Origin of the sequence: Paenibacillus sp. CAA11 (genome assembly GCF_003060825.1) — a bacterium.
GTDB lineage: Bacteria > Bacillota > Bacilli > Paenibacillales > Paenibacillaceae > Fontibacillus.
Window position 1 is genome coordinate 2,307,688 of the sequence record NZ_CP028922.1, and the last position, 14,094, is coordinate 2,321,781.

General features: G+C 47.6%; 10 protein-coding genes. 8 read left to right on the forward strand and 2 right to left on the reverse strand.

Going from position 1 to position 14,094, the window contains the following annotated elements; all coding sequences use genetic code 11:
- Positions 1–54 precede the first annotated feature (54 nt).
- The 3 genes from DCC85_RS10710 (at position 55) to ltrA (ending at position 6,833) form a co-directional block, all read left to right on the forward strand.
- The gene (locus DCC85_RS10710) at positions 55–4,278 is read left to right on the forward strand and encodes a pectinesterase family protein (protein WP_159081844.1); all 4,224 of its coding nucleotides are present in this window, start codon (positions 55–57) and stop codon (positions 4,276–4,278) included.
- 153 nt (positions 4,279–4,431) lie between these two features.
- Positions 4,432–4,923 carry a NisI/SpaI family lantibiotic immunity lipoprotein gene (locus DCC85_RS10715; RefSeq protein WP_108465582.1) on the forward strand — a complete coding sequence of 164 codons (492 nt, stop codon included), beginning with the start codon at positions 4,432–4,434 and terminating at the stop codon, positions 4,921–4,923.
- Positions 4,924–5,432: 509 nt separating this feature from the next.
- Positions 5,433–6,833 carry a group II intron reverse transcriptase/maturase gene (gene ltrA, locus DCC85_RS10720; protein WP_108465583.1) on the forward strand — a complete coding sequence of 467 codons (1,401 nt, stop codon included), beginning with the start codon at positions 5,433–5,435 and terminating at the stop codon, positions 6,831–6,833.
- A gap of 143 nt (positions 6,834–6,976) precedes the next feature.
- Here ltrA and hmpA read toward each other — a convergent pair whose 3' ends face one another.
- Entirely contained in the window at positions 6,977–8,161 is a 1,185-nt protein-coding gene (gene hmpA / locus DCC85_RS10725; RefSeq protein WP_108465584.1) for an NO-inducible flavohemoprotein, read from the reverse strand.
- 299 nt (positions 8,162–8,460) lie between these two features.
- Between hmpA and DCC85_RS10730 the strand changes: the two genes are divergently transcribed.
- From DCC85_RS10730 to DCC85_RS10745, 4 genes are all read left to right on the forward strand, one after another.
- Positions 8,461–8,895 carry a helix-turn-helix domain-containing protein gene (locus DCC85_RS10730; protein WP_108465585.1) on the forward strand — a complete coding sequence of 145 codons (435 nt, stop codon included), beginning with the start codon at positions 8,461–8,463 and terminating at the stop codon, positions 8,893–8,895.
- Complete coding sequence (locus DCC85_RS10735; RefSeq protein WP_199910015.1) at positions 8,895–9,626, forward strand: ABC transporter ATP-binding protein; 732 nt, start codon at positions 8,895–8,897, stop codon at positions 9,624–9,626. Before DCC85_RS10730 ends, DCC85_RS10735 begins: the two co-directional genes overlap by 1 nt.
- Positions 9,623–10,360 carry an ABC transporter permease gene (locus DCC85_RS10740; RefSeq protein ID WP_108465587.1) on the forward strand — a complete coding sequence of 246 codons (738 nt, stop codon included), beginning with the start codon at positions 9,623–9,625 and terminating at the stop codon, positions 10,358–10,360. Before DCC85_RS10735 ends, DCC85_RS10740 begins: the two co-directional genes overlap by 4 nt.
- 278 nt (positions 10,361–10,638) lie before the next feature.
- Positions 10,639–12,117, forward strand: a complete 1,479-nt coding sequence (locus DCC85_RS10745; RefSeq protein ID WP_108465588.1) for an Lsa family ABC-F type ribosomal protection protein — start codon at positions 10,639–10,641, stop codon at positions 12,115–12,117.
- Positions 12,118–12,274: 157 nt separating this feature from the next.
- Here DCC85_RS10745 and DCC85_RS10750 read toward each other — a convergent pair whose 3' ends face one another.
- Positions 12,275–12,922 carry a DUF2625 family protein gene (locus tag DCC85_RS10750; RefSeq protein WP_108465589.1) on the reverse strand — a complete coding sequence of 216 codons (648 nt, stop codon included), beginning with the start codon at positions 12,920–12,922 and terminating at the stop codon, positions 12,275–12,277.
- Between the two features lie 260 nt (positions 12,923–13,182).
- Between DCC85_RS10750 and DCC85_RS10755 the strand changes: the two genes are divergently transcribed.
- Positions 13,183–14,082 carry a hypothetical protein gene (locus tag DCC85_RS10755; RefSeq protein ID WP_234414424.1) on the forward strand — a complete coding sequence of 300 codons (900 nt, stop codon included), beginning with the start codon at positions 13,183–13,185 and terminating at the stop codon, positions 14,080–14,082.
- The last annotated feature ends 12 nt before the right edge of the window (positions 14,083–14,094 follow it).

Below are 14,094 nucleotides of genomic sequence, written 5' to 3' on the forward strand. Positions count from 1 at the left end.
GTGATGCAGTACAAACCGCTGCTCTGAATTATTAATGAAGGAGGAGACTTGCACTTGAAAACAACAAAATGGTTGAAACAGATGATGGTCATCGTGATGTTGTTCACTTGCTTTACGGACGGGGTATACGCAGAAGAGGGATCACAATCCGTGAAATCGACGAATTCTTCAAGGACCCCTGCCTTTCCAGGTGCTGAAGGAGGCGGTAAATATACTACAGGGGGACGAGGAGGTGAAGTGGTTGAAGTAACTACACTTGCCGATTCGGGCCCAGGATCGCTTCGAGAGGCTGTCAGTACAGGCAACCGAACCATTGTTTTTAAGGTTGGCGGAGTCATACAGCTGGAGTCGCCTCTGAAGATTATTGGGGACAATGTGACCATTGCCGGCCAGACAGCTCCGGGAGACGGAATCACGGTCATTGGTCATCCGACGACCTTTGAGGGCAACAATCTGATTGTCCGATATATGCGGTTTCGGCTGGGTGATGCCAATGTCGCTGGAGCTACCCTGCCGAAGCGGGATGCTATTGATGCCAGAATTATTAGCAATGTTATTCACCGGACAGGAACTCATATCAACTCCCAGAACGAGGTGGGAGGATATCCGCTGTTTGAGAGGGCCGTAACGACTTTGGCCGATGACGATCATGATGGGATGCCTAATGAATGGGAAACAGCGCATGGATTAGATCCGCACAATTACGGTGATCGCAATCTGGTTAATGAAGAGGGGTATACCAACTTAGAACTCTACTTGAACTCAATAACGGGAAATGGTTCGGCCAACCCTTCTGTGGCTATTACCAAACCGGCTAACAACACGATTATCAAGGCAGGATCGAACGTGACTTTCGAAACTTCCGTTGCCGACAAAGACGGCACGGTCAAGAAGGTAGAGTTCTTTCATGATGGGAAGAAAGTCGGCGAGGATGACCGCAAGCCATTTCGCTATAAGTGGAAAGATGTGACGGACGGAACCCATTATTGGACAGCGAAGGCTATTGATGATACAGGCACGGCTTCATTTTCAACAAGTGTTGTCGTTCATGTGAATACGAAGGGGAACATCAAGCCTTGGCAGTCTTCAGATATCGGGAATCCTGGCATCCCGGGACATACTCAGCCTGGTGAAAACTCTGGAGACATCACGATTAAATCCGCAGGCGATATCGGCGGCACGAAGGATGCCTTCCATTTTGCACACCAGAAGATTACAGGGGACGCTGAAATTATCGCCAAGGTTGAAAGCGTGACCGCAACAAATGAGGAAGCAGAAGCTGGTGTCATGTTCCGGGAAAGCCTGAAGGAAGACGCTCCCTTTGCCTCCCTTGTCGTCCCGTATATCAGAACAGGCAAAAAAGGCGTTACACTCAGTCGTGCGGCAAAAGGTGGAGAGGTCTCATCTATAGTCCCTGAGCAGGAATTCCAGCTGCCCTATTGGATTAAGCTTGTTCGTCAGGGGAATCAGTTCACATCGCTGATCTCTCAAGATGGGAAGGACTGGACTTCTGTAGGCAAAGTCAACATTGACTTACCGAAGAAGGTATATGTCGGCTTGGTCGCGGATGCTGCCAAAGTCAACAACGAGACGGATAAATATAATACCTCTAAGTTTTCTGGTGTAGCAATAAGGCCTGTTACCGCAGAACGCCCACAAACCATTTACTATGTGAACGATAATTTTGAGAATTTGGAAATTGGCTCAGTTCCTGCCGGATATGTGGTTAACCCGAATCCTCAGGATGCGGATCATACGGTCACGATCCAGAAGGTTCCGGCGGATTTTTCCGGGAATGATTCTGATAAGGTCCTGAAAATCTATGATCAGGCCGCAGGCAGCACCTGGTTCGCCCTTAACTTTCCGAAGCAAATGGGGACGGTTATCGTGGAGGCGGACTTTATGTCTCCTGCAGTTCCAGGGACCTCAACCTTGTTACAGGTAAAGGATCCCGATGGTGCGAAGACACCGATCTCCATAGAGGTGCGTAAACCGCAATTACCCGTGTCAGAAGATGCTTATGCCTTAGTCTACAAGAACAAGCAGGGTCAAGATGTGAAGCTGGCCGACCTTCCGAAAGATAATCGCTGGTACAATCTGAAGCTAATTGCTAACGCGGCAGCGAACACGATGGATATTTACCTAGATAATGTGCTTGCTGCAGAGCAGGTTGAGCTGAGAGAAGATATGCAGCTGCTGGGACATGGGAGTGCTTTGTTTGGCAAGACTCCAGGAACCGGCAAGGGCACCTATTATTTGGACAATATTAAGGTTTATGTAGAGCCTGTAACCATACCGAAAGGATTGCGGGCGATTCCGGGGAATGGGAAGGTACAACTGGATTGGAGCACCGCAAGTGGTGCTTTAACGTATTTGATTAAAAGAAGCACGACTAGCGGAGGGCCTTATGAAACAGTGGCCTCGGGTTTAAGTGCATCCACCACGACATACTTGGATACTACCGTTATAAATGAGACTACATATTATTATGTAGTTACCGCTGTGAGTGAATTAGGGGAAAGTGATCCTTCCAACTCAGTTCACGCCACCCCTTCAGTCCATGCTGTAAAGCCACAAGCCCCAACTGGGCTTATAGGACTTGCCCGCAGCACGCAAGCTGAGCTGGTCTGGCAGCCGGTCGAGCAAGCGATTAGCTATACGGTGAAGCGCAGCGAAAGCCGGGAGGGGCCTTATGTTGAAACTGCTCGTGTGGAGGAGCCTTTTTACAGGGACAGCGGTCTTATTAATGGAAAAGAGTACTATTACACCGTAACGGCAGCGAGTGTTGCAGGTGAAAGCGAGACTTCTGATGTGACAGCGGTTCGCCCCATAGCCCCGCTGCAGACGCCCAAAGCGCTAATAGCTAGTTCCGGCGATGCCTCGGTCATGCTTTCATGGAATATTGTTGAAGGGGCCACAAGCTATCAGATCAAGCGAAGCACAGTGAACGGAGGCCCTTACACTGTAATTGCTGATCAAGTGACTGGAACCAGCTATGAGGATCGGGGTCTGGAGAACGGTACCGTATATCACTATGTTCTCTCCGCTCAGAATGAAGCGGCTTCCAGCATGAATTCCGATCTTGTCCGTGCTACGCCTTACGCTGCGAATACTCTACCAGCTACAGCGCATCTTCAATTATCCGCCGCTGAAGACCGGGTGACGCTCTCCTGGCCGGCCGTTGATGGTGCGAGTTCATACCAATTAACGCGGTCGGATTCCCGAGATAGGGTAGGCACCGTGATCGCTTCCGGTTTGGAGCAGCCAGAATATACAGATACTGACGTCAAAACGGGCAAAACCTACTATTACTCGGTTCAGACGGTTAATGAGAATGGTCCTGGCGTCGCCTCGTACCCACATGCGGCCACTCCTGCTAAAGTGATCGTGGTAGCCAAAAATGGGAGCGGGATGTTTACAAGCGTTCAGGCAGCGGTAGATTCCATTCCGGAAGGGAATACGGACAGAACGGTCATCTATATCCATGATGGAATCTATGAGGAGCAGCTAACGATTCCGAAGACGAAGCGTGCCCTCAGTTTGATTGGCGAAAGCGAGGAAGGAACTATAATTACCTACACCGGAATTACAGGCACAGGGTTTAATGAAAGAGCTACTGCTGTTGAATCCGATGATTTCATTGCCGAGAACATCACGTTTGCGAACGGTGCCGGGCCCCAGGGACCAGCGCCCGCATTAGAGCTTAAGGGGGATCGGGCGTATTTCAATCATGTACGCATGCTTGGTTATCAGGATACATTCTATGTAAATAATACAGGGAAGCGGGCCTACTTGGAGAACAGCTATATTGAAGGGGCAGTGGATTTTATCTATGGGCCAGGGATTGCTGTATTTAACCGAAGCGTTATCCATAATGTCCGGTCCGGTGGATATATTACTGCAGCTAGCACCCCGCAAGATCAGACCTATGGATTCTTATTCATAAACAGCAAGATCACCGGGACAAGCGGAATTGAAGACGTTTATCTTGGACGTCCTTGGAGACCGTTCGCCCAAGTTCTCTTCATGAACACGGAAATGGAAGGGATTCTTCACAGCAAAGGCTGGCATAACTGGGGGAAGCCGGACAATGAGAAGACCGCCAGATATGCTGAGTTCAGCAATTTTGGAGCCGGAGCGGCTGCGGAATCCCGGGCGGCCTGGTCTAAGCAGCTGACGCCAGAGGAAGCCAACCATTTTACGATCCCTATGATGATGAAGGGAAGCGATGACTGGGATCCGACACGGATGCCGGTTCTACCCAAGGTAGGGCAGTGAGATTCGAGTGGACCAAAGCACCGGTTGCTTACGCCGGATGATTTTGGTCCTTTTTTGGCATGATCAGCTAAGCCATCCTTATCATTTTTTGATAATTAGTGTCTATAATCGAACCGAGCCAGAAATGGAATTAGCAGATAGGAGGCAATAATTATGAGAAAATTATCAAGAGCTTGGATGATCTTAATCGTGAGCGTATTCGTCCTGGTAACAGGATGTGATTACTTGGATGACTTCAAACAGAAGGTCATTGAAGAGACGCAAAAAACAGCCCATTATACAATAGATCTCGATGAGGATACTGCCTATACGCTTGAACAGCTTATCGATGAAGGAAGAGTGGACAGAGTCGTGTTTGATGGAAAGCTGTATGAGTTTGAAGGCAGTGCTGAGCCGGAGTCGAAGGGGGAGAATTTGGGTTTTATCGGAAAGACCTATTATGTGGATCAGGAGGGAAAGAGGTGGACGGAGGAGGAACTAAAGAAGCCATATATTAATAAGGATCCAAAAGATATCCGAGAGAAACGTCCCCTCATCTATGGCTTGGTCTATCGTTACAAAGGGGAGCCCAAAGGCAGTACCAGCCGGATCGTCATTGAATTTAACCGTAAGCTTGTCAAGGCGAAGTTAATTCGTGGTGAATAAAATACTGCTGGTTTCTGAGAACCCAAAAAATGAAATGCCCCAAATCATCCGGCACTTTTGCCGGGCGATTTGGGGCATTTATAGTGTGCGCCCGGCATGGGCGATAACTCGGCGGTGAAAGTCCGCTACAGGCTTGGCAGTAGGAACTGTTAGCTGAAGGCAAGGGTGTCCGCCGCGAGGCGGAATCTGAAGGAAGCCGGAGGCAAACCCTCGGTCTGACGAACAGAAATCACATAGAAGGCATCATGGGACGGACGAGCTTGCACTACAAAGCAAAGTCCAATACTGCCCGAATCCCATGGTGTAAATGTGGCAGATAGATGAGGGGAAGGTTATCGCTCTTACCCGGGGAGGTCTCACAGACGACAAGTAGGAAAAAAAACCGAAAGACGGAGTAAAGCTTGCTGTGAGAAGTCAGCAGAGGCCATAGTACCCGGAAGGTTTTTTTTTTCGGGGAAGGGCCGAACAATCGTAAGTCTCGAGTACATACCGAAAGGAGAGCTGACGCGATGAAAGCAGAATACCGAAAGGGCTACCTGCAAAGGGATAGCGTGGAACGCGAAGAGCATGCGGGAGTGCGGAGCGCCGGCACTCGGGAACGTAAAGAAAGAGGCGGTGCAACAGACCTGCTGGAGCAGATTCTGGACAGAGACAATTTGAACAGAGCCTACAAACAGGTCAAACGCAACCATGGAGCGCCAGGAATCGACGGAATGACCGTAGAAGACGCGCTACCCTGGCTGCAGGAACATAGAGACGAGCTGTTGCAAAAGATCCGGGAAGGCAGATACAAGCCCAGCCCAGTACGGCGCAAGGAAATTCCCAAAGCAGATGGAAGCGGAGTACGGAAGCTTGGCATACCCACGGTCGTAGACCGAGTGATTCAGCAGGCAGTCGCCCAGCAGCTCCAGCCCCTGTTCGAGCCGCTCTTCTCGGAGGGAAGCTATGGCTACCGCCCCGGTCGGAGCGCACAACAGGCCATTCGCAAGGTGAAAGACTATGCAGAACAGGGATACGGCTACGCAGTAGAAATCGACCTCTCCAAATACTTCGACACGCTGAATCATGAGCTGCTTATGCATCTTTTGCGCAAACAAATTCAGGACAGACGCGTAACCGAACTGATTAAGAGATACCTGAAAAGTGGGGTTATGGAGAACGGGGTGCACTGCAAAACAGAAGAAGGCTCCCCTCAGGGAGGCCCCCTGTCGCCGCTTCTGGCGAACATCTACCTGAACGAATTTGACCAAGAGATGAAAGGCCGCGGAGTGAACGTCATCCGCTATGCGGACGATATTGTGGTGCTTGCCAAAAGCAAACGGGCAGCGGTGCGGCTACTGGAATCCTGCGGAAAGTACCTGGAGACCAAACTGAGACTCCAGATCAATACGCAGAAAAGTAAGGTCGGTAGCGTAGTGGCTCGAAAGCACTTCAAATTTCTCGGCTTTGCCCTGGGAAAGAACAAGAACGGCATGTATATCCGTGCCCATGGACAATCCCTCGCAAAAGCGAAGAAGAAGTTGAAAGAACTCACAAGTCGCAGCCAGGGCAGAAATGTTCGCCAAGTCATGGAAAAGGTAAAAGTCTACATTCGGGGATGGATTGGTTACTACTATGTGGCCGACATGAAACGGATTCTGCAAAGCTGGAGCGAATGGTTGCGAAGACGACTGCGGATGTACATCTGGAAACAGTGGAAAAAGCCGCGAACAAAAGTACAAAACCTGCGGAAGCTGGGGGTACCGGAATGGCAGGCTTACCAGTGGGGCAATTCCCGTCTCGGGTACTGGCGCATCGCCGGAAGTCCAGTGTTGTCTCGTTCCATAACAAACAAAAAGCTCGTACAGGCAGGATATTATGACTTTCCTGCGCAATACGAGCGTCTACGTAAATTGCACTTATGCGGTTGAACCGCCGTATACCGAACGGTACGTACGGTGGTGTGAGAGGTCGGCTACTCATCTAATGAATAGCCTCCTACTCGATTATGATATGTCTGGTGAAACTCACAAGAAAGTGATGGAGCGTAAGTTATCTGTACCAAGAGCTAGGCTCAACCCTTGGTTTCCAGTTGGAGAGAAGGCCCAAAGAACTCATAATGCAGCTGTTCATCACGGAAGCCGAGCGCTTTAAGATCACGAATGACAGATTCCATGAACGACACGGGCCCACATACATATACATCACCGGATGGGTCTACATATTCCTGAAGCAGTTCTTTGTTGATTCGCTCAGATTTCTGCTTCGAATATACAAATTTCAACTTGGCATTGCTTAGTTGTTTTGCCTTAGCTTCAATCTCATGACGGAAAGCACCAAGCTTCTCGTTACGAGCTGCATGTACAAAGGCAACCTGGCGCTCAGGGGTGAGCGAAGCAACGGTTTCGAACATGCTCATCATCGGAGTAATTCCGACACCCGCAGATATAAATGCAACAGGTGTGGTCTTCTTCGTATCCAGAACGAATTCGCCAGCAGGCGCACTTATTTCCAGTGTATCCCCTTCCTTGACTTCATCATGAAGAAATAGGGAGACCCGGCCATTCGGATCATTGTCAGCTTCCCGTTTAACAGAAATACGGAATTCGTCAGGATGGGCGGCCTGTGACAGGCTGTACTGGCGAATCATGGTATACTCTCCCCCTGGAATAGATACACGTACCGAAATATATTGTCCAGGCTGGTACGAAGGAACTTGCTCGCCATCAGCGGGTTTTAAATAGAAGGAGATGATACTACCGCTCTCCTGCACTTTCCGAGCGACAATAAATGGCTTGAAGAAATTCCAGCTATGCTCCTGTTCTCTTGCTTCTTTGTACATTCCTGCTTCAACGCCGATAAAAGCATCAGCGATTACACTATACGCTTCTTTCCAGGCATTCATAATCTCATCCGTCGCTGCGTCGCCGAGCACCTCTTTGATCGCCTTCAATAGAAATTCCCCAACGATCGGGTAATGCTCCGGTTTGATGCCAAGACTGACATGCTTATGAGAAATCTGCACGACAGCAGGAAGAATAGCTTCCAGATTATCGATGTGTACAGCGGCAGCATAGACGGTATTGGCAAGCGCGGTTTGCTGCCGGCCCTTTGCTTGATTGGCATGATTGAATATATTCAGCAGTTCCGGATGCGCTTCGAACATTCTACGGTAAAAGACCGATGTAATGGCGGTACCGTGTTCTGCCAGTATTGGAGCAGTAGATTTTACGATTTCACGAGTTCGTTGAGACAGCATGTTGATTCCTCCCTAGATAGTGTTTGTCGCTTAACGGAAACCATATTTAAGTTTCATAACGGTTCTAAGGTTAGAACAACTGGATGGTATCAAGCGTGATTATTATCACTATTTTTGTGAATTTTGTGACAAATGTCACTGTCCGAACCGATACAAGAATTAATAACATTTACTTGTTTTACTCCTGATTTCCTATCCTGGAGGCAACTGAACGCAACTGAACGCAACATGAAATGTAATCGTTGAATGGTAGTGAAATCGAAAAAAGAAATTATAATACTTTTAAGGATGTGAAAAAAATGATTAGTATGAATTTAAAAAAAATGCGCAAAGTGCATCGCCTCACTCAAGAACAAGTTGCCGAACGGATTGGGGTTTCAAGACAGGCTGTGGCGAAATGGGAGAGTGGCGAGACTGTGCCGGACATTCAAAATTGCATAGCTCTAGCGGAAATGTATGGGGTGGCACTTGATGACCTTGTTCATTATTCCGATGACAAAGAAGGGATCCGGCCAAAGGGGAAACACATTTTTGGCATGGTAAAAGTAGGAGAAAGGGGACAAATCGTGATCCCTAAGAAAGCCAGAGAGGTCTTCGACATTCGCCCTGGAAGCAGCCTACTCGTGCTAGGTGATGAGGCGCAAGGGGGGATCGCGATTATGAAGAGCGAAGACTTGCTGCAATTTGCTAACGAGATTTTTCAAGCACAGACCCATGAGGAGGATCATGAGTGATTGCCATTCAAACAAAGAACTTGACGAAGAAGTTTCGGAACAAAACCGCAGTAAATGGTCTCAATTTAACGATAAACCACGGAGAATTATATACTTTGCTTGGGGTAAACGGGGCAGGCAAGACAACCACAATCAAGATGCTGACCTGTCTAAGCAAACCTACGAGCGGAGATGCAATGCTGTTAGGTGACAGTATTGCTTCGAGTACATATAACGTCAAGGAAAAGATCAATGTATCTCCACAGGAAACGGCTGTCGCCCGCAATCTGTCGGTTAAGGAAAACCTTGAATTTATTGCCCGGATTTATGGTTTTGATAAAAAAGATATTGCGGCAAAGGTACAAGAAATGCTGAGCACTTTCAAGCTTGAAGATTACTCCAGAGATAAAGCAAAGACTTTATCTGGAGGACTGCAAAGACGGCTTAGTATTGCCATGGCTTTGATTTCTGATCCGAAGATTCTGTTCCTTGATGAGCCAACACTTGGACTAGATGTGCTTGCTAGACGGGAGCTGTGGACAGCGATCGAGAAGCTTAAGGGGGAAGTAACAATCATTCTCACAACGCACTACATGGAGGAGGCGCAGGCTCTTTCGGATCGGGTAGGCATTATGGCCAAAGGGGAATTGAAAGCCGTTGGAACGGTGGCGGAGCTAATGGCGATGACGAACACCAAGACCCTTGAAGATGCATTTGTATCCCTTGCAGCCATGGAGGAGGATAAGTCATGAAGTCTTTAGCATTTGCCACAAGAAACCGCAAGGAAATGGTTCGGGATCCGCTGAATTTAGCATTCGGCATCGGTTTTCCCTTAGTTATACTGCTGCTGTTATCTGCTCTGCAAGCGAACAGTGAAGTCGAACTATATGTTATTGATCAGCTAGTTCCAGGTGTAGCCGTATTTGGTCTGTCCTTTATTTCTTTATTCTCAGGTATGCTAATCGCTAAGGATCGCGGCAGCTCTTTTCTAATGAGGTTATTTACTGCCCCTCTTGGAGCTTCGGAATATATTCTAGGCTATACGCTCCCGCTAATCCCAATGGCGATACTGCAAATTGCCGTTAGTTTTATTGCTGCATTTTTCCTGGGATTACCGGTGAGCTTCAGCGCGCTGTTCTCGATTATTGTACTTATTCCAACAGCCGTGCTATTTATCGCAATCGGGCTGCTGGCGGGCAGTATATTCAATGACAAGCAGGTTGGGGGGATTTGTGGAGCGCTGTTAACTAACCTTAGCGCTTGGCTTAGCGGTACGTGGTTTGATCTGAACCTAGTTGGCGGCTGGTTCAAAGAAATTGCTTATCTACTGCCTTTTGCGCATGCAGTGGAAGCAGGGAGAGCAGCCCTTTCAGGAAATTACTCATTGATCTTTCCTCATCTGTGGTGGGTCATAGGTTACGCGGTTGCGATCACAATTATAGCTATCCTTGCGTTCAAGAGGAAAATGGATGGCGACAACGAATAATCGTTTGAAAGTCAACTTAAGTTTGTGCTACGATAGACTTAACTTAAACGAGAGGAGTGGGAGGATGGATATTTCTTGCTAAGGATATAAAACAATAATGCGATTTTTTTTCGCATGTTTTAATCTTTATGCAAGAAAGTTACTTCATCTTTTCACTCCTAGAATATATCCATATCTGATGCCTTACTTAAGGTCAGTCGGGTTGCTGTATATTTGGGCTGCAGGAAAGTTGTAACTTTCTTGCAGCCTTTAATTTTTGCGCTAGGAGGTTACCTCTCATGTCACTAATCCAAGTTAGCAACCTGACCTTTGCTTATGACGGCAGCTATGACAATATTTTTGAGAATGTCAGTTTTCAGATCGATACTAATTGGAAGCTGGGCTTCACGGGAAGAAACGGGCGGGGAAAAACGACCTTTTTGAACCTTTTGCTTGGCAAGTACGAATACAGCGGCCATATTTCCGCAGATGTCTCCTTTGAGTATTTCCCTTTCCAGCTGGAGAACAAGGAGAAGCTGACCATGGATATCGTTGAAGAAATCTATCCGGATTACGTTCACTGGGAATTGATGCGCGAGCTGTCACTGCTGAAAGTATCTGACGATGTGTTATACCGGCCGTTCGAGTCCTTATCGAATGGAGAGCAAACGAAGGTGATGCTCGCAGCTTTGTTCCTGAAGGAAAATAGCTTTCTGCTGATAGATGAACCGACCAACCACCTCGATCGGGAAGCCAGAACGCTCGTCAGCGATTATTTGAACAAAAAAAGCGGATTTATTCTGGTGTCCCATGATCGAGCCTTCCTGGACAACTGCGTAGATCACATTCTCTCCATAAATAAGACCCATCTTGAAATCCAGAAAGGAACCTTCTCGGATTGGTGGGAAAATAAACAGCGTATGGATAACTTTGAACTTGCAGAAAACGAGAAGCTTCGCAAGGACATCAAGCGTTTGTCTGAGGCGGCTAAGCGAACAGACGGCTGGTCAGATGAAGTGGAGAAGACGAAGAATGGAACAAGAAACTCCGGCTCTAAGGTGGACAAAGGCTACATCGGCCACAAGGCTGCCAAGATGATGAAACGGTCCAAGTCTATGGAACAAAGACAGCAGTCAGCGATTGAGGAAAAGTCCAAGCTTCTGAAAAATATTGAGACTTCGGAGAGCTTGAAGCTTACACAGCTCATCTACCTTAAGCCACAGCTAGTTGAGCTGGAGAGAGTCTCTATTTATTATGGGGATAAACAGGCTTGCCAGGATATCAGCTTTACGATAGAACGGGGGGACCGGATCGCGTTATCCGGACAGAACGGTTCTGGCAAATCCAGTATTATCAAACTAATTAATGGAGAGGATATCCGTTATACTGGAACATTCCGCAAGGGAAGTCAGCTGAAAATTTCCTATGTGTCACAGGACACCTCACATTTGAAAGGCAATTTGTCAGAGTATGCACAAAGCCGTGGTATTGACGAAAGCCTGTTTAAGGCGATTTTGCGGAAATTGGATTTTTCCCGGATACAATTTGAGAAGGATATGGCAGATTTCAGCGGCGGCCAGAAGAAAAAGGTGCTTATCGCGGGAAGCCTCTGCGAGCAAGCACATCTGCTCATTTGGGATGAACCGCTGAATTTTATTGATGTGATTTCCCGCATGCAGATCGAGGAGCTCTTGCTTGAATATGAGCCAACTATATTGTTTGTGGAGCATGACCGTGAATTCTGCGATACCATTGCCACCAAACAAGTTGAACTTTAACAGCAGGTAAGTATAAATCCGGTGTACACCAGACCGATGAGTTGTTTTACAAAGACGAGAGGGAAGCTAGCTTAAGATGCTTAAGCCAAGCTTCCCTCTCCTCTTTGTATAGGCTCAAAAGCCCTAAGAACCCTTTTCTAATTCATCACGGCATACTTTACCCCGAAGCCAGGTTCCAAGCTTCTTTGATTGAAATAGGTGCCTTCTTGCTTGTCTGTCCGCTGCCTTCTTCAGTCCAGAGCGGAGGATAATAGCCAAACACTTGTCCAGCCTCGAGCTGTTTGATGTCCTCTTGCCACCCCTTCCAGCGGAAGGTCTGATAGAAAAGGTTCAAATCTCCACTTGCTAGCCAACCGACGAAACCGGAATATTGAAGGTCTGTTGATTCCCATTCCAGCGCATCCGGTGCAAAATAGTAAATCAGTCCGCTGCGTCCAAATTTGCCTGTGTCTAGCGCAAAAAAACCACCTGCCGCATCATAAGCGACTACAAGCAGTCCATCCGCTGCTGATATCACGGGATTCTGAAGCCCGTTCCAAGAGGCCAGGCTGCCAAAGATTCCATCACAGCCCGAACCAAGCAAAGTAATCCAGCCGCTGTCCCATTGAACCCCGCCTGTCTCGAGCGCAATCGCTCCTAAATACGACTTCGTGCTCACCTGTAAGCGATATAAAGTATCTTCTGCAGACTCACGGTTAGCAGGAAAAAGAGCATAGGAATTGGCACCTTGGCGGAAAAGATCCAGGATCTCATCCCAGGCGTGATGGTTTAGGTCAATTAGTTCTGCAACAGATAATGGATGCATATGATCTCCTGCCTTTCATTATTATATCTATCTAGCTATCTATCTTCTCCATGCTTTTCCAGTGTATCATGCATAGATAAGAAAGATCGAATGGTTATGTTCTTGTACCGTGAAGGGTACCCTCAGCCTTATATCAGCAAAGTTAAGCAGGTCAGCGCTGTACAGAACACCTGACACTCTTCGCTTTGCGGAAATATCTTCTTGTCTACTTTTCAAACAAAACTTGATAAGGTAGAGGGTACAACCAAGAAGAGGTGATGATGAGTATGATCAAAAAGCAGTGTCTGTTCTGTGATGAGATTGTTCCCACAAAACCGGATGGAGATTATGATAGATATATAGGCTGCTCTTGTTCACAAGGCGGGTTCTATCGGCTGCAGAGAGACAGCTATACGGCTATTCATTCGCTTCCTTATCAAAAGAAACGTGACATGTTCCATTTAGTATCGGCTTATATTCGGGAGCTAACAGATGCTGATGAAACGGTCACTTTGTCGGACAGCGACTTAGAGCCTATTGTAAATTCTTCACGAATTCCCGTGAGCATCGAGGACAAAGGAAACCGTCTGCTGCAATATCTATATAGACATTCCGAAGGGCCCATGGACCCGGTAGTCATCCGGCCGCTCTCAAGCAACTATAACCTGACATACTCTCATAATTTACAGGAACTGGTATATATTATCGATAAGCTAATCAGCGAGAAATTGATCCTTAGAGAAGGCATGACCTTTAAGCTAACAGAAGAAGGCTGGCGGGAAGCTTCCGCGGCTGCTGGAGGAAGAGTATTGAAGCCCTGCTTCGTACTCATGCCGAATAAGGAGGATGTTAGAACGGAGTGGCAGGATCGGTTGTTCCCCAAAATCGAGCAATCGGGTTACCTGCCGCGTATACAGACACATTTGGATCAGCCTAATCGTGATAAGTCCACCTTGGAGCAAATTGCTGATAGTAAATTGGTGATTGCTGATTTAACAGGACAAGCTTCGGAAGTGTATTTTGCAGCCGGGTATGCACTGGGCCTGGACATCCCTGTGATATGGACCGTGAACAGAAATGATGCCGATCGGCGAATATGTCCTGTACAGGATATTCGTCCAATCGTATGGGATACCATTGATGAACTAGGAATAATGCTTCAGCAGAAATTGAGTTCATGACCTAAAGGAATG